Origin of the sequence: Nonomuraea sp. NPDC050540, from assembly GCF_044457485.1 — a bacterium.
GTDB lineage: Bacteria > Actinomycetota > Actinomycetes > Streptosporangiales > Streptosporangiaceae > Nonomuraea.
Map to the genome: position 1 here is coordinate 23,949 of NZ_JBITHA010000029.1, position 15,377 is coordinate 39,325.

Here is a 15,377-nt window from a genome sequence, read left to right on the forward strand (position 1 = left end):
GACAGGGATGTCTTCGTCTGTGCCTGCCGATTGACCGGACACTATTCACCTGGTGTCCGAAATGTCAAGGAAGGGACCGTAAATCGGCCCCGCACTCGTCAGCGGATGACGTCCATCGCGGGCCGCACCTCGGCGCGGGCGGCGAACTTCGTCGCCTGGTGCGGGTGGCGTCTGTCCCGGGGCTCTTTGGCGGATCTGATAAGGCCGGGCGGGCGGGGTTTGGCGATCACTCCAAAGCCGGGCATCGGAGCCGCTTCCACACTGGTGGCGTGTTCTTGTCCGAGGTCCTGTGCATTCCCCTCCAGAAAGGAACGGGCAGCCATGCCGGCCACCAGAACCCGAGCGCTCCTGGCCCTCGTCAGCCTCACCGGGCTCCTCGTCACCGCCGCCCCCGCCACCGCGGCCACGTCGGCCGCCTCAAGAGCCGACCTGAGTGAGGCGCTGGACGCCGCCCTGGCCGAGGGCGCCGCCAAGGCGGGCGACCCGGGTGTCCAGGCGGTCATCCTGCGCGACGGCCGCCTCGTCTGGTCGGGCAGGTCCGGCAACGCCGTCGACGACCCGCCCGCCCCGGTCACCGACGACACGATGTTCGGCTTCGCGAGCTACAGCAAGCTGCTCCTGGCCTCCTACGCGCTCAGCCAGGTCGAGGCCGGCAAGCTCGCCATGGACACCCCGATCAGGGCCTACGTCGGCGACGACGTGCCCGGCTCCCGCGTGGTCACGCTGCGGATGCTGCTCACCCACACCGGGGGCTACCCCGACGTGTACGCATCACCCGAGCTGGCCCCGCTGATGCCCGGGGGCGACCGGTATCGGCCGGGCGTGCCGTACACGTGGCGGATGATCGCCCGCGGCCTGCGCGCGCCGGTGAATCCCGGCGGGAAGTACAGCTACTCCAACACCGGTTTCCTCATCCTGGCCCGTGTGCTGAGCGTGCGCGCGGGCGGGGACCGGAAGCTCACCGCCGCCGTCAACGCCTTCACCGCCCGCGCCGGCTCCGTCGTACCCGAGGACGGCAGGGTGCTGACGATGGAGCGCAAGCAGTCCGACTACGCCCGCTTCGCCCACGGTTACGAGGACTTCCCCGACCTGGGGAAGGTCGACATGTTCACCTACTACGGCGACACCGGCATCCCGGCCGACATGTTCGGCCTGCCCTGGGGCGACGGCCTGTTCGCCGGGACCGCGCTCGGCGGCGCCCAGTTCATCGACGCGCTGTACGCCGGGAAGCGGCTGCTGAGGCCGGCCACCGTACGGGAGATGACCAAGCCCACTCCGCAGTCCGTCGCGGCGAAGGAGCCCTACGGGATGGCCACGGAGATCTTCGAAGCCGGCGGCCGCTCCTGGCTCGGGCACTCGGGCGCCTATGGCGGGTTCAACACGCTGGGCGGGACGGACCGGGCCCGCGGGGTGACGCTCATGGTCGTGACCAACCGCCTGGGGACGCGTGCCGCCGACACGATCTTCAAGCGGCTGGTCAAGGCGTACGGCTCGGCCACGAGCTAGGCCGCGCTTCGACGTCAGCTCCCGCAGAACGCCCTGACGCGCATGAAGGAGTCCTCGTCGACGATGTTCCTGACGTAGACGGTCCAGGTCGTCCCGTCCGAGCTCGGGTAGGTGTCGGTGATCAGGTTGCTGCCGCGCGGGGAGGACTCGCCCCCGCCGCTCAGCACCTTCGACCCCGCCGGGCAGGTGACGGAGGTGTGCGCGCGCCCGCCCTTGGCGACCTTGACCGTGTCGCTCAGCTGAAGGGACCTGTTGACGCCGCTCGCACAGATGGTGAAGAGCGTGGTGCGCAGATCCGCGGTCAGGGAGATGTTGTGGACCGTGCTCTGCCAGTCGTCACTACCGCCCGGGTAGGAGTCGAGCAGCCTCAGCCCCTGGGGTCCGTCGCTGCCGCCGCCCACCGCCAGCGAACCCGCCGGGCAGCCGAGCGAGAACTCCTTGCGGGTACGGCCACGCGGTACGAGCTGGTCCCGCAGGAGTTCGAACTCGTGCCCGGTGATCCCGCTGCCGCAGACCGCGTGCGTGCGCAGAGTGACGGGCAGCAGCTGCGACCCGTTGTGGAAACTGGTGATCCACCCGTTGTTGTAGATATCCGGATTCGAGGAGGTGAGCTCGGCCCCGGTCGGCAGCAGCACGGTGTTCGACTCGCCGCCGCCGAGCACCACGGTTCCCGCCGGGCACCTCGCGAACGACTGCCGGCCGTCGCCCGGGGCGGCGGTGACCGGTTCACCGGTGACGACCTGGTAGGTGGCGAGGGCCCGGGTCCTCGCCTCGACCGGCGCGGACCCGGCCAGGGGGAGCACCAGGGCCATCGCGGCCGCGCCGAACCGGACACTCAGCATGGACTACCTCCTCGTGGGGGGACCCTCCAAGCATGCCCCTCACGTCGCTCCGTCACCGGGAACACCACGGGTAACGCCTGGTAGCAGTTGCCTTACCGGCGAGTCGCGAACGATCACCGAGGTTCCGGCGTCCAAGGGCGTGATGCCGAGGGCGGAAGCGACCGATGACGAGAAGACCGCTGACCGCGTCAACGTTCTTGCCGGGGACACCTTGATCAAGGAGCGGATCGTGGCCGGGCCCGCGTCGTACGAGCCGCACCTCACCTGGTACGCGGCTGACTACCGGGTGGTGTCGCCTGCGCGTATCAGGATCTCGTCGACGGCCGGCCGCGTCCGCACCGCCCGGGTCGCGGCCCCGCCTGGTCAAGTGGCGGGAAGGGGCCGGCGACAGCGGCCTGCCGGCCCCTCACCACGGCCGGCGTCGGCGGCGCGGCCGGGGACGGAGGTGTCAGGGGTTCAGGGTGCGGGCGGTCAGGGCGGCCTCCAGGAGGCGGGCCTCGGCGGGGACGGTCAGGTCCAGGCCGGTCAGGGCGGCCACCCGGTGCAGCCGGTAGTCGAGGGTGTTGCGGTGGATGTGCAGGTCCAGAGAGGTCTGGCGGCGGTTGTGCCCTCTTCTGACGTACGCGCGCAACGTCTCCAGCAGGTAAGGGTGCCCGTCCAGCGGGTCCAGTTTGGCCGCCAGGCGGGTCAGGCCGTTGCCGGGGCGGGCGAGCTGGTACTCCACCAGGACGTCGTCGAACCGGTACAGGCCGGGCGGGCGGCCGAGGCGCTGGACCAGTTCCAGGACCCCGCGGGCCTCCTCCGCCGCCTCCGGGACGCCGCCCAGGTCGGCGGCCGCGGCGGCGCTGAGCAGCGCGTCGCCGCCCACGGCCGCGGTCAGCGTCTCCCACAGCGCCTCCCCCGCCGAGGGGAGCAGGGCGATGCCCTCGGCGTGGTCGGCCAGGACGAGCGTGCCGGCGTGGGCGTCCAGGGCCGACTGCACCAGTCGCGGGGGCGGCGTCGTCTGGCCGAAGGCGAAGCAGACCACCTCGTGCCCCTGCCCAAGCTCGACGCCCGCCGCGTCGGCCAGCGCCTCGTGCGGGCGGCCGCCGAGAAGGGCGGCGAGCAACGCGCGCCGTACCCTCTTGTCCTCTCCGCTGATGTCCTCGAGCGCCTGCTGGTGGGCCAGCGCGACGGCGGGCATGGCCGTGCGCAGGCAGCCGAGCAGGCCCGCGCCCGCCTCGGCCATTTCGTGCGGCTCGGCGGCCGCGCCGAGCGCGCGCCACCACGTCTCGGCGCCGATCAGGTACGCGGCCAGCGCCGCCTCCAGCGGGACCCGCTGCTCCGCCCGCCGGGCCGACCACTCGATGAGCCTGGCCAGCTCACCGGGCCCGACCGCGTCCTGGCGGCGTAAGGCCCGCAGGAGCAGGCCGAACACCGCCGTGACCGATCGGGTGACCTCGCCTTCCAGCACCTCGCGCGGCAGGTCCCGGTAGAAGGGGAGTTCGGCGGCGCAGCGGGCGACCACCTCGCCGGTGAGTTCGCGGACGCGCGGGGCCATGCGGGTGTGCAGGTCTGCCATCAGCGGATCGTCACATTGCACAAACCGCACCGTCAATGATTGCCGCATGTGCGGACTGACGGCGGGCGCCGTCGCGGCCACGATCGAGCAAACCCCCCAGCCTGGAGGACGCCGTGTTCCGCCGCCTGCTCGTCGCCTTGCTGGCGTTGACAGCCGCCATCTCCACCGCCCCCGCCCATGCCGAGGCCGCCTTCCCGTCCGCGGGCGGTGACTGGGGCGCGCCGGGGCCGTACGCGACCGCCGTGGAGATCGGCGCCGTCAACACGCTCTACTACCCGCGCGACATCGCCCGCAGCCCGCTGCGCCACCCGGTGATCGTCTGGGGCAACGGCACCGGGGCCGTGCCGCTCGTCTACCGTGAGCTGCTGCTGCACTGGGCCTCGCACGGCTTCATCGTCTCGGCCGCCAACACGCCCATGTCGAACCTCGGCATCTCGATGCGCGCCGGGATCGACAGCCTGACCGCCCGCGACGCCGACCCGTCCAGCGTCTTCCACGGCCGCGTCGCCCTCGACCGCATCGGCGCCTCCGGCCATTCCCAGGGCGGCGCCGCCGCCATCGTGGTCGGCGGGGACCCGAGGGTGGACACGATTCTGCCGATCCAGCCGGGGCCGCTGGCCGACATCGACGCCGTGCGCGGGCCCGCCTTCCTGATGGCCGGGCAGTACGACAGCATCGTCTGGCCCGCGCTCGTCAAGGCGTTCTACAACGACGCCGACCACATTCCGGCCCTGTACGGCGAGGTGAGGGGCGCCGACCACATCACAGTCGCCGGCGATCCGGGGCCGTTCGCCGCGCCGACCACGGCCTGGTTCCGCCTGCAGCTCATGGACGACCCCGAGGCGCGTCCCGTCTTCTACGGCCCGGACTGTGGCATCTGCACCGATCGCCGTACCTGGTCCGACGTCCGCCGCAACCCGCGCGTGCCGTGATCCGGCCCGGCGTCACGCGCTCTTCGTGAACGCCATGTCCATCCAGTGCGACCAGGTCGTGCCGTCTTCCGTACGTTCCCAGACGGCCGACATGGCGCCGCCGTCGCGGGCGATGCGGAGCGTGGCCCGTTCCGTCTCGCCCGCGAAGGTCCACACGCCGTCGTCGTCCACCGTGGCGCGCATCGTGCCGTAGTTCCCGGAACTGTCGAAGGCGCGCATCGGCCAGCTCCGGCTGTCCGGATCGTAGGGGCCGATCATCTCGATCGCCTCGACCTTCTCCCCACCCATCCGCACGTCGACCCGGTGCACGAGGAAGTGCCCGCCCGCCAGCCACTCGTAGGCGTCGGTCCCGCTGATCTCCACGGCGTCGTCCACGGTCGTGCCGCGTGAGTGCCAGTGACCGACCAGGGCGTCCAGCAGCTTGTTCGTCATCGCTCCCCCTATGTAAGATAGTGCTTAAATACTTACATACCTGCTGCGGGCTGCGAAAGGGGGCGGGCATGGACGAGGCGTTGCGCGCCGTCGCCGATCCCACCCGGCGGGCGATCCTCCTGCTGGTCCGCGACGGCGAGGTCGCGGCCGGCGACCTCGCCCGCCACTTTCCGGGGATCAGCCGCCCCGCGGTCTCCCAGCACCTGCGGGTGCTGATCTCGGCGGGCCTGCTCGGCGTACGCCGCGACGGCAACCGCCGCCTGTACCGGCTGCGGCGCGAGGGCCTCTCCGAGGCGGCGCGGTTCATCCAGGACATGTGGTCCGACCGGCTCGACCGGCTCAAAGAGGCCGCCGAGCTGGAGGAAAACGAACAGGAGGCACGATGATCGAGCGGACCGTGCGCATCGCCGCGCGCCGGGAGACGGTCTATCGCTTCTTCACCGATCCGGAACGGCTGGCGCGGTGGTGGGGCCGGGCCGAGGCCGACGCCCGTCCCGGCGGCGTGCTCCGGGTGGCGATGGACGGCGGGCCGCGCCCGGTGATGCTGGGCGAGTTCGTCGAGCTGGTGCCCGGCAAGCGGGTCGTGTTCACCTTCGGATGGGAGCCCGCGCCCGGGGTGCCCGGCGTGCCGCCCGGATCGTCGCGGGTCGAGGTGACGCTGGAGGAGGACGGGGACGGCACCGTGCTGACGCTCCGGCACAGCGGGCTGCCCGCCGTCCTGGGCGAGGAGACCGGCGCGGGCTGGGATCACATGCTGTGCCGCCTCGGCGAAGCGTTCGGCACCACAGAATAACGCTCTTCACCACCGAACGCAGCGGTTGACAACGGTTTCCGGATTCGGACACGCTTGTTCGGTGATGACGAACGAACTGGACAAGCGCTACGAGGTCCGCAGCGTCTCGCGCGCGGTCGAGATCCTGGAGTGCCTGGCCCAGCGCGACGGCCGGACCGTGACCGAGATCTCCCGCGAGGTCGGCGGTTCCAAGAGCGCGACGTTCTCCACCCTGCAGACTCTGGAGATGCACGGCTTCGTGGCCTCCCAGGGCGAGGGCGCCTCGCGCCGCTACCGCCTCGGGCTCGCGCTGGCCCGCCTCGGCGAGAACGCCATGGCCCAGGTGTCGCTGCGCAACCTGGCCCGCCCGGTCCTCGACGACCTGACCGCCGAGACCGGCATGTCCTCGCGCGTGGCGGTTCCGGAGAACGGCTTCGCCGTCATCGTCGGCCGGGTCGACGCCCCGTCCGCGGTCCGCTTCGACCTGCACATGGGTCACCGCGAGGCGCCCCACTGCACCGGCCTCGGCAAGGCCCTGCTGGCCGAACTGCCCGAGGCCGACTCCGCGCGCATCATCGAGCAGTACGGCCTGCCCGCCCGCACCGCCCACACCATCACCGATCCGGCGGCCCTCGTCGCCGACCTGACCGAGATCCGGCGGCGCGGCTACTCCGTCGACGACGAGGAGGACGCGGAAGGCGTCTTCTGCGTCGGCTCGGCCGTGCGCGACCATCGGGGCGAGGTGGCCGGGGCGATCAGCGTGACCGGCCTCAAGCTCGACCTTCCCGTGTGGCGCATCCACCAGATCGGTGACACCGTCCGCGCGCACGCGGCCCGCCTCACCGCGCTGTACAGCGGACGCTAGGCTTACCCGGCGAACTACGTTTTGCGCTACCGAACGGAGTCGCTGTGACCCGCCGCCCTGCCCCCACCCTCCGAGAGTCGCTCGTGTTCCCGGGCCGCCGCGATGGCTGACCTCGCCGCCGCGCTGCGTGGCGCCGTCCCCGGCCTGACCGTGCTGGACGACGCCGACGTCATGGACTCCTACCGCCGCGACCAGGCGCCCGGCCTGCCCGCCGGGCTGCCGGCCGCCGTCGCCATGCCCGAGGACACCGCCCAGGTGGCCGCCGCCGTCGCCACCGCCGCCGCGTACGGCGCGCCGATCGTGGTCCGCGGCGCGGGCAGCGGCCTGGCCGGGGCGGCCAACGCCGTCGACGGCTGCCTGGTGCTGTCCACCCAGCGGATGAACCGCATCCTGAGCGTCGACCGGGCCGAGCGCCTGGCCACCGTGCAGCCCGGCGTGATCAACGCCGACCTGCGCAAGGCCGTGGCCGAGCACGGCCTGTTCTATCCGCCCGACCCGGGCAGCTACGAGATGTGCACCGTGGGCGGCAACGCCGCCACCAACGCGGGCGGCATGTGCTGCGTGAAGTACGGCGTGACCGGCGACTACGTGCGCGGCCTCGAAGCGGTGCTCGCCGACGGCTCGGTGCTGCGCACCGGCGGGCGCACGGTCAAGGGCGTCGCCGGCTACGACCTGACCAGCCTGCTGGTCGGCTCCGAGGGCACGCTGGCCGTCATCACCGAGCTCACGCTCGCGCTGCGCCCGGCTCCCGCGCCGCCGCGCACGATCGTGGCCCAGTTCGGCTCGGCCGCGGCGGCCGGGGCGGCGGTGACGGCCGTGCTGGCCTCAGGCGCCGAGCCGTCGATCCTGGAGATCATCGACGCCACGACGCTGCGCGCCATCGAGGAGTGGCAGCCGCTCGGCGTCGAGGCGGGCACCGCGGCGATGGTCATCGCCCAGTCCGACTCGCCGCACGAGGAGGACCTGCGGCTCATCGAGGCCGCGTGCGCGGGGGCGAGCGAGGTCATCGTGGCCGACGACGCCGCGGAGTCCGAGATGCTCATGCAGGCCCGCAGGCTCGCCTACCCGGCGCTGGAGCGCCTGGGCGCGACGCTGCTCGACGACGTGGCGGTGCCGCTGCCGAAGCTGGTGGAGCTGATCGAGGGCGTCGAGGCCATCGCGAAGGACCGGGACATGACCGTGGGCCTGTTCGGCCACGCCGGCGACGGCAACATGCACCCGACGGTCGTCTACCCGCACGGCGACGCCGGCGCCGAGGTCCGGGCCTTCCAGGTCTTCGACGAGATCGTCGCCCTGACGCTGCGGCTCGGCGGCACGGTCACCGGCGAGCACGGGGTCGGCCTGCTCAAGCGGTCCTGGCTGGAGCGGGAGCTGGGCGAGCCGGCCCGCCGTACCCAGCGGGCGATCAAGGCGGCGCTGGACCCGCACGACCTGCTCAATCCCGGCAAGGCGATCGCGTAGGGAAGGGGGCCGGCCGCGCGCCGGCCCCCTTCCGCGGTTCAGGCGGCCCACTCCTGTTTGCGCGAGAGCGTGAACGCCACCGCCGCGCCGCCCAGCGTGAGCGCGCTGACGACCAGCAGCCCCCACACGGCCGTGCCCGTGGTCTCGCTGATCCACCCGATGGCGTACGGCCCGGCGAACCCGGCCAGGTTGCCCACCGAGTTGATGAACGCCAGCCCGGCCGCGGCAGCCGTACCGGTGAGGAATTTCGGCGGCAGGCTCCAGAACAGCGGGGTCGTGGAGAACAGCGCCGCCAGCCCGACGCTGATCGCGGCCAGCGCCAGCCAGGGCACGTCGCGGGCGGCGACGGCGGCCAGCAGCGCGATCGCCGTGACGGTCAGCGTGATGCCGGCCTGGCGCGGGATGTTGCCCCGGCGCCGGGCGAAGCGTTCCCAGGGCAGCATGACCAGCGCGGCGAACAGGTTCGGGATCATGACCAGCCAGCCGGTGACCGTCGAGGAGTAGCCGCCCATGCCCTTGACGATCGTGGGCAGCCACAGGCCCAGGCCGTAGGCGCCGAAGACGACGCCGAAGAACAGGAAGATCAGGCTCCACAGCCGCCCGTTCCTGAACACCGCGCCCACGCCGAGGCGGCCGTGGCGCCTCTCGGTGGCCGCCCGCTCCTCCGCCAGGGTGGTGGTGATCCAGGTGCGCTCGGCGTCGTCCAGCCAGCGCGCGTCCTGCGGCCGGTCGGGCAGCCACCGGTAGGTGGCGAAGGCCAGCAGGACGGCGGGGATGCCCTCCAGGACGAAGACGAGCTGCCAGCCTTGGAGCCCCCACAGGCCGTGCAGGTCCATGATCCAGCCGGAGATGGGCGCGCTGATCGCGTTGGCCAGCGGGTTGGAGACGGCGAAGATCGCCAGGATCGTGGTGCGGTACTGCTGCGGGAACCAGAACGTGATGTACAGCAGCACGCCGGGGAAGAAGCCCGCCTCGGCCACGCCGAGAATGAAGCGCGCGACGGTGAACTGGGTGGCGTCGGTCACGAACGCGGTCGCCACCGCGACGATCCCCCAGCTCACCATGATGCGGGCGATCCACTTGCGGGCGCCGAAGCGCTGCAGCATCAGGTTGCTCGGCACCTCGAACAGCAGGTAGCCGATGAAGAAGATGCCGGCCGCCAGCCCGAAGGCCGACTCGGTGATGCCGAGCGCCGTGGTCATCTCCAGCTTGGCGAAGCCCGCGTTGTTCCGGTCGATGTAGGCGATGAGGTACAGCAGGCCGAGGAAGGGCCCGAGGCGCCACATCGCTTTGCGCATGGCGCTCGCGGCGACGTCTGTGGTGGTCGTCATGTGATGCACTTCCCCACTTGTTCGGTATGACCGAACGCTGTTCTGTGTTAGAGGTATGCTCGTAGAACAGCAGGTGAACCGTCAAGAGCTACCGCGAGAGTTTCAGGCGTGTACCGCGAAAGCTTCGGGCGCGGTCAACCCCCTGGTAGATGTGCGCGACAAGGCCACGAACCTAGCCTTCCGTGATGTCGGGCGCGGCCCACCCGCCGCGCCGGTTCCTCTCGGAAAGGAGTCACTGGTGAGCGTTACCAGGGTGATCGGGGCACTGGCCGTGGCGGCCGGGCTCGCGGCCGTGACGCTGCCCGCGGGTCAGGCGGGCGCCGCCGTTTCCGTGGAAGCCGTGGAGTCGGCCGCCCGTCCGTTGCCTTGCGGGGGCGGTTACGTGCGGATGGCCGCGCCGTGGCGGAGCGGGGCGTACATCAAGATCTCCACGATCGCGCATTGCGACCGCTACACCGGGCCCATCGGGCGCAGCGGGTACGTCGACGCCCGGCTCGACCAGTACCGGGGCCTGGGAGTCTGGCGGAACAAGGCGTACACGCGCCGCCACTTCACCCGTGCGGCCGTCACCTTCACCATGCAGCCGGCCTGGAGATGCTCGGGCGGCAACCAGCTCTACCGCAACCACACCAAGGGCTGGATCGCCCAGGGCGGCAGCGGCACCCGGTCGTTCGGCTACACCGAGCAGCGCCGGATCTCCTGCTGACCCCCGCCGGGGTGCGGCCCGCACCCCGGCACCACTCTCGTGGAGGAGCGCATGGACGCGCGTGTCGTCTTCGGCGTCGTCATCCTCGTGGCCGCGGCGCTGCCGCCGTCCTCGCAGGACACCCTGGCCGCCAAACGGCGCTACGTCGCCGCGGCCGAGGCCGCCTGCCTGGCGGCCGGGCGGCAGACCGACCCCGGGCGGTATCCGGTGAGCACGGAGCAGGAGGACGTCGAGGAACTGGAACGCGCGGCGCGGGTCATGCGGGCCACGGTGGAGCGCATCGCGGCGATCCGGCCGCCGCAGGCGGACGCCGCGATGCTGCGAGCCCGGTTCGTCGAGCCGGGCAGGCGGCTGGCCGGGCGGCTCGGCGGCCACGCCACGCGGGCGCGCGCGGCGCTGGCCGCCGGGGACGCGGGAACGGTCCGGCGCCTGGTCGAGGCGTCGCTGCGGCCCGATCCCACGGAGGTCTCGATGCGTTCCTTCGCCCTCTCCTACGGCTTCGCCATCTGCGCCGGAGAGCAGCCCTGACCGTGCGGGTTAGGCTGTAGGAACGTAGGCGGGAAGGATTCGATCACCATCAGCGACTCCTTGCCCCTGCCGGACCGGCCCCCGCGGCCGCGGCGCCGCCGCGTCGTGGAGTCGGCGGTTCTGGGTGAGCGCGAGCAGAGCCGGGCGGAGGCCGCGCGGTGGACCTGCCCGCACGGCCGCCACGCCGGGCGCGGCTGCGTCGCCTGCTACGAGGACTCGGCCGAGGACGACCAGGCTCTGCACCTGTGGGAGGTCGCGGCGTGGTTCACCACCGTGCGCCCGATCCCCATCAAGACCCTCCAGGACATCCACCGCCACGGCCGCGGCTTCGGGATCGCGCAGCCGTCCACGCCGCTCGTCTACCTGCTGAGCGGGCAGGTCCGGGCGGCTCTGGCCGCGCAGGCGGTGGCGGGCGTGATCGGGTTCCTGCTGCAGAACCGGCACGTCGTCGACGCCTTCACCGTGACCGAGATCCGCGCCACCCACTCCTAGGCGCTCGGGCGGAAAAACGCTGGACACCACGGCGTTCACGCTGTTAGCGTGCCGCGAACCGTGAAAGGCCCCAAGGAGGTGACACCCATGAACACTGCATCGATGTGGGTGCTCCCTCTCGCTGTCACGGTCGAGCGGCTGACGTAGGTGTCGCCGGGAGCGCCCCGACTGGGCGATCCCGAAAGGCGACAACCAATGAACTCCACCTCAGGCATGAGCAAGCATGCCGTTTCCATCCATCGGGTCGCGCCGGCGCAGTGGCACGCCGTGGAGGACGACCTGACGGTCGGCCGCGGCCACACCTCGCGCAGACCCGACGGGCGGATGTTCCTCAGCATCGACGCGTGGCACGACGCCGCCTTCGACCGGCTCGCCGCGGCCATGCTGGCGGACCTGCCGAGACCGCTGTTCACGGTGGTCGACGAGCCTGACCTCGACCTGGCGTCCCGGTGGGAGCGAGCCGGCTTCACGATCCGGCGCCGCGAGTGGGAGTGTCTCGTGCCCACCGACCCGCGCGTCACGGGACTCGGCACGGCGCTGCCGCCGTCGGACGTGACGATCGTGCCCGTCGGCCGGGCGCAGGAGGGCCCGCTGCGCACGCTGGACCGCGTGATTCGCGATGAGGTCGAGGCCACCATCGGCTGGCGGGAGATGCCCGCCGAGGTACCGCCCCGCCAGGACGGCGTCGCCGCGATGAACCCGTCGGAATACGCGGTGGCGGTACGGGCAGACGCGTACGTGGGGATGGTCCGGGTGACGACCGCGGCCCGGCGGCCCCAGTGCAGGCGGATCGGGCTGATCGCGACCCGGGCCGGCCAGCGGCGCCGCGGCATCGCCAGAGCGCTGCTCGCCCATGTGCTGGGTTCGCTGCACCGGTGCGGGATCGAAACGGCGTCAGCCGACGTGAACGAGTCCAACACGGCGGCCGTCGCGCTGATCGAGGGCATCGGCGCCCGGCGCGTGAACAGCAACCTCGAATGGGTCCTGCGCTGACGCCGTCATCGCGGACCGGACAAGGATGAGAACGTGGCAAGAACAGCAGGTGGCATCGAAGTCGAAGGCACCGTCGTCGAATGCCTGCGCAACGCCACCTTCCGGGTGGAGCTCGAGAACGGGCACAAGGTGCTGGCGCACATCAGCGGGAAGATCAGGAAGAACTACATCAAGATCTTGCCGTTCGACCGGGTGCTCGTAGAGCTCAGCCCGTACGACCTCAACCGCGGCAGGATCCTCTACCGCTACAGGACATAGGAGGCACCCCCCAAGCTGACGAAGCAGAGCCGGACGGGTTTCCGCACTCTCACGCGCAGCGGGCGTCGATCCAGGCGGCCGCCCGATCGATGAGGTCACGCTGGTTGTGCGGATCCTCCAAGCCATGGCCCTCGTCGGGATAGATCAGAAATCGCGCGTCGACGCCTCGCCGTATCATCGACGCGGCGAGGTAGCAGGCGGCGCGAATCGGCCGGCCAGGCGAGCCGTACCGGATCCTCCCTGCGCCGCCCATGACGCTCGACCAGCCACCGGCTCGTCACCGCCCTTCTCCCCCTGCCTGTCCGGCCTGCCGAAGGTCACCGGCGGCCCGAGCTCCATCGTCCTCGTGTCACTCGTCATGGCTTCATTCTGATCATGAACGAGGCGTGTCCGCCCGGCGGCCGTTATCCTTAGGGTGTAAAGAGATCTTGGGTGAGGGAGTCCGGATGACCGTTTACGCAGGTCAGGGCGATGCCCGCCGTACCATGGCGTTGTTGTGGGGCACCGAGGAGCGTAAGGAGGCGCGGCCGGGCCCCAAGCCGGGGCTGAGCGTCGGCGTGATCGTCGCGGCCGGGATCGAGGTCGCGGACGCCGACGGCATGGCGGCGCTGTCGATGCGGGCGGTCGGCGAGCGGCTGGGGCGGACGGCGATGGCGCTCTACACCTATGTGCCGAGCAAGACCGAACTGGTCGACCTCATGTACGACCGGGCGCTGGGCGAGTTGCCCACCTCCTATCCGGCGGACGAGGGGTGGCGGAGCGCCGCCGTCGCCTGGGCGCATGACCTGCGGGAGTTCTTCGTCCGGCATCCCTGGGTGCTGCAGGTGTCGCAGGCGCGGCCGGTGCTGGGGCCGAACGAGTTCGCGATGATCGACACCGTGACCGGGATCCTGCGCGGGACCGGGCTGCCGCCGGAGCGGCTGCGGGGGGTGGTGGCCGCGCTCATGGACGTGGTGCGCGGGGCGGCCAGGACCGTCGCCGAGACCCGGCAGGCGCCTTCGGCCACGGGGGTGTCCGACGAGGAGTGGTGGCGGGCGCGCTCCGCGCTGCTGCTGGAGGTCGCGCCCGACTTCGCCGGCCGCTTCCCGTCGGTGTCGTGGCTGGAGCGGGGCGACGCCGTACCCGCCGAGGAGGGGGATGTGCCCTATCTGGAGCAGGTGGCGCGGCGGACGTTCGCCACCAGCCTCGGCACGCTGCTTGACGGCGTCACAGCCCGGTGACGCGCATGGTGATGTTGAGCCGTCCGCGCAGGCCGACGGCGGGATCGGCGGTGCCCGGGTAGACCTTGGGCACGCCGTGGTAGGCGAAGCGCGAGGGCCCGCCGAAGACGAACAGGTCGCCCGACTCCAGCCTGACGTCCGTGTACGGCCGGCCGCGCGTCTCGGTGTTCCCGAACCGGAACAGGCATGCGTCGCCGATGCTCAGCGAGACCACGGGGGCGTCGGAGCGTTCGTCCTTGTCCTGGTGCATGCCCATCCTGGCCTGGTCGTCGTAGAAGTTGATCAGCGCGGTGTCAGGCGTGTAACCGGCGGCGAGCTCCGGCAGGCCGGCGCCGGTGAGGGCGCGGCGGCCCAGTTCCACCATCCAGGCGGGGAATTCGGCCACCCGGCGGCCGTTCACGTCGTCGGCGGTGCGCGTGTACCGGTAAGGCTGCCAGTGCCAGCCCACGCACACCGTGCGCACCGACATGACGCCGCCTCTGGGCAGCACCGTGTGCCGGAGGGGGACCGGGCCCCTGGCCCACTCGCGGCAGGCGCGCACCAGCGCGCGCTGCTCCTCCAGCGCCAGCCAGCCGGGCACGTGCACGGCGCCGGGGGCCACCTCGCGCGGCGGGAGCGGCATCATCGCAGGTGCTCCAGGGTCTCGCGGAGTTCCCGCTCCAGGATGGCGCCGGCGGCGCCGGCGTCCCCGCCCGCGACGGCCTCGACCAGGGCGGCGTGGGCCTCGTCGCCGTGGCCGTGCTCGTGGGCGTGAACGTCCAGCAGGCCGAGCAGGTCGATCAGGCCCTCGCGCAGCGCGGGGACGAACTCGGCGAACAGGTCGGTGAGCACCGGATTGTGCGCGGCGGCGACCACGGCCGCGTGCAGGGCGATGTCGGCGTCGATGAACCGGGCGTCCAGCTCCGCCCCGGCCGCGGCGACCACCTCCCGGCGGCTGGTCAAGGCCGCTCTCAGAGCGGTGATGTCGGCGTCGGTGCGGCGGGCGGCCGCGAGCCGTGCCGCCTGTACTTCGACGAGCATGCGCACCTCGTAGATGTCTCCGATGGCCGCCCGCCGCAGCCGGGCCGGCCAGTCCTCCTGTGCCTCTGTCGCCAGGACGTACACCCCCGACCCCTGCCGGGGTTGCACCAGCCCGGCTCCGGCCAGCGCGCGGAGGGCTTCGCGCACGGTCGAGCGGCCCACGCCGAGCTGGGCGGCGAGCGTGGTCTCGCCCGGGAGCCTGGTGCCCACGGGCCAGCGGCCGGCGGCGATCTCCTCGCGCAGCGCCTGGGCGGCCTGCTCCACGAGGGGGCTCGGGCGGAGGGCGCCGAGCGGCATCGTTCACCTCTCAGGTTGTCTGAGGAGTTGGTTATGTGCAACTATACCCGGCATGTCGCACACCGGGCTTCTTCTCGGCTGCCGCGGCGGGGCTTGATCCGGACCGGCACCCCGCCGCGGGGTGCCGTGCTGCCGGTCTCTCCCTGGCAGAACGACGACAG

General features: G+C 72.0%; 19 protein-coding genes. 12 read left to right on the top strand and 7 right to left on the bottom strand.

All coding sequences use genetic code 11. The features are described from left to right. Positions 1 to 321 precede the first annotated feature (321 nt). On the top strand, positions 322 to 1,506 hold the full coding sequence (locus tag ACIBI5_RS50910; RefSeq protein WP_397258510.1) for a serine hydrolase domain-containing protein: 1,185 nt from the start codon (positions 322 to 324) through the stop codon (positions 1,504 to 1,506). Between the two features lie 14 nt (positions 1,507 to 1,520). Here ACIBI5_RS50910 and ACIBI5_RS50915 read toward each other — a convergent pair whose 3' ends face one another. After that, positions 1,521 to 2,348, bottom strand: coding sequence for a hypothetical protein (locus ACIBI5_RS50915; RefSeq protein WP_397258512.1), 828 nt, complete (start codon positions 2,346 to 2,348; stop codon positions 1,521 to 1,523). A gap of 448 nt (positions 2,349 to 2,796) precedes the next feature. Beyond that, a complete protein-coding gene (locus ACIBI5_RS50920) occupies positions 2,797 to 3,909 on the bottom strand; it encodes a PucR family transcriptional regulator (protein WP_397258514.1) in 1,113 nt (370 codons plus the stop codon). A 113-nt stretch (positions 3,910 to 4,022) separates the two neighbouring features. On the opposite strand from ACIBI5_RS50920, the gene ACIBI5_RS50925 reads away from it, so the two are divergent. Next, positions 4,023 to 4,841, top strand: coding sequence for an alpha/beta hydrolase family protein (locus tag ACIBI5_RS50925; protein WP_397258516.1), 819 nt, complete (start codon positions 4,023 to 4,025; stop codon positions 4,839 to 4,841). A 12-nt stretch (positions 4,842 to 4,853) separates the two neighbouring features. Here the strand turns inward: ACIBI5_RS50925 and ACIBI5_RS50930 are convergent, their stop codons facing one another. Beyond that, positions 4,854 to 5,273, bottom strand: coding sequence for a DUF1579 family protein (locus tag ACIBI5_RS50930; protein WP_397258518.1), 420 nt, complete (start codon positions 5,271 to 5,273; stop codon positions 4,854 to 4,856). Positions 5,274 to 5,341: 68 nt separating this feature from the next. On the opposite strand from ACIBI5_RS50930, the gene ACIBI5_RS50935 reads away from it, so the two are divergent. The 4 genes from ACIBI5_RS50935 (at position 5,342) to ACIBI5_RS50950 (ending at position 8,371) form a co-directional block, all read left to right on the top strand. Beyond that, complete coding sequence (locus ACIBI5_RS50935; protein WP_397258520.1) at positions 5,342 to 5,659, top strand: ArsR/SmtB family transcription factor; 318 nt, start codon at positions 5,342 to 5,344, stop codon at positions 5,657 to 5,659. Further along, entirely contained in the window at positions 5,656 to 6,066 is a 411-nt protein-coding gene (locus ACIBI5_RS50940; protein WP_397258522.1) for an SRPBCC domain-containing protein, read from the top strand. The genes ACIBI5_RS50935 and ACIBI5_RS50940 overlap by 4 nt, the downstream gene beginning before the upstream one ends. 64 nt (positions 6,067 to 6,130) lie before the next feature. Next, positions 6,131 to 6,910 carry an IclR family transcriptional regulator gene (locus ACIBI5_RS50945; protein WP_379623512.1) on the top strand — a complete coding sequence of 260 codons (780 nt, stop codon included), beginning with the start codon at positions 6,131 to 6,133 and terminating at the stop codon, positions 6,908 to 6,910. A 102-nt stretch (positions 6,911 to 7,012) separates the two neighbouring features. After that, positions 7,013 to 8,371 carry an FAD-binding oxidoreductase gene (locus ACIBI5_RS50950; protein WP_397258524.1) on the top strand — a complete coding sequence of 453 codons (1,359 nt, stop codon included), beginning with the start codon at positions 7,013 to 7,015 and terminating at the stop codon, positions 8,369 to 8,371. Between the two features lie 38 nt (positions 8,372 to 8,409). Here ACIBI5_RS50950 and ACIBI5_RS50955 read toward each other — a convergent pair whose 3' ends face one another. Next, positions 8,410 to 9,702, bottom strand: coding sequence for an MFS transporter (locus ACIBI5_RS50955; RefSeq protein ID WP_397258526.1), 1,293 nt, complete (start codon positions 9,700 to 9,702; stop codon positions 8,410 to 8,412). A gap of 238 nt (positions 9,703 to 9,940) precedes the next feature. Between ACIBI5_RS50955 and ACIBI5_RS50960 the strand changes: the two genes are divergently transcribed. From ACIBI5_RS50960 to infA, 5 genes are all read left to right on the top strand, one after another. Further along, a complete protein-coding gene (locus tag ACIBI5_RS50960) occupies positions 9,941 to 10,408 on the top strand; it encodes a hypothetical protein (RefSeq protein ID WP_397258528.1) in 468 nt (155 codons plus the stop codon). Between the two features lie 51 nt (positions 10,409 to 10,459). Then, positions 10,460 to 10,936, top strand: a complete 477-nt coding sequence (locus ACIBI5_RS50965; protein WP_397258530.1) for a hypothetical protein — start codon at positions 10,460 to 10,462, stop codon at positions 10,934 to 10,936. Between the two features lie 60 nt (positions 10,937 to 10,996). Further along, positions 10,997 to 11,428: a hypothetical protein gene (locus ACIBI5_RS50970; RefSeq protein ID WP_397258532.1), complete on the top strand. Its 432-nt coding sequence runs from the start codon at positions 10,997 to 10,999 to the stop codon at positions 11,426 to 11,428. Positions 11,429 to 11,623: 195 nt separating this feature from the next. Continuing rightward, entirely contained in the window at positions 11,624 to 12,421 is a 798-nt protein-coding gene (locus ACIBI5_RS50975) for a GNAT family N-acetyltransferase (protein WP_397258534.1), read from the top strand. A gap of 33 nt (positions 12,422 to 12,454) precedes the next feature. Beyond that, positions 12,455 to 12,679, top strand: a complete 225-nt coding sequence (gene infA, locus ACIBI5_RS50980; RefSeq protein ID WP_397099531.1) for a translation initiation factor IF-1 — start codon at positions 12,455 to 12,457, stop codon at positions 12,677 to 12,679. 49 nt (positions 12,680 to 12,728) lie between these two features. Here infA and ACIBI5_RS50985 read toward each other — a convergent pair whose 3' ends face one another. Continuing rightward, a complete protein-coding gene (locus tag ACIBI5_RS50985) occupies positions 12,729 to 12,932 on the bottom strand; it encodes a prolyl oligopeptidase family serine peptidase (protein ID WP_397258536.1) in 204 nt (67 codons plus the stop codon). 193 nt (positions 12,933 to 13,125) lie between these two features. Here ACIBI5_RS50985 and ACIBI5_RS50990 point away from each other — a divergent pair, with 193 nt between their 5' ends. Then, on the top strand, positions 13,126 to 13,899 hold the full coding sequence (locus ACIBI5_RS50990) for a TetR/AcrR family transcriptional regulator (RefSeq protein WP_397258538.1): 774 nt from the start codon (positions 13,126 to 13,128) through the stop codon (positions 13,897 to 13,899). On the opposite strand, the gene ACIBI5_RS50995 is transcribed toward ACIBI5_RS50990, so the two are convergent. Both ACIBI5_RS50995 and ACIBI5_RS51000 read right to left on the bottom strand, forming a co-directional pair. Further along, complete coding sequence (locus tag ACIBI5_RS50995; protein ID WP_397258540.1) at positions 13,886 to 14,524, bottom strand: alpha-ketoglutarate-dependent dioxygenase AlkB family protein; 639 nt, start codon at positions 14,522 to 14,524, stop codon at positions 13,886 to 13,888. The genes ACIBI5_RS50990 and ACIBI5_RS50995 overlap by 14 nt on opposite strands. Further along, a complete protein-coding gene (locus ACIBI5_RS51000) occupies positions 14,521 to 15,216 on the bottom strand; it encodes a FadR/GntR family transcriptional regulator (RefSeq protein ID WP_397258542.1) in 696 nt (231 codons plus the stop codon). Before ACIBI5_RS51000 ends, ACIBI5_RS50995 begins: the two co-directional genes overlap by 4 nt. Positions 15,217 to 15,377: the final 161 nt, after the last annotated feature.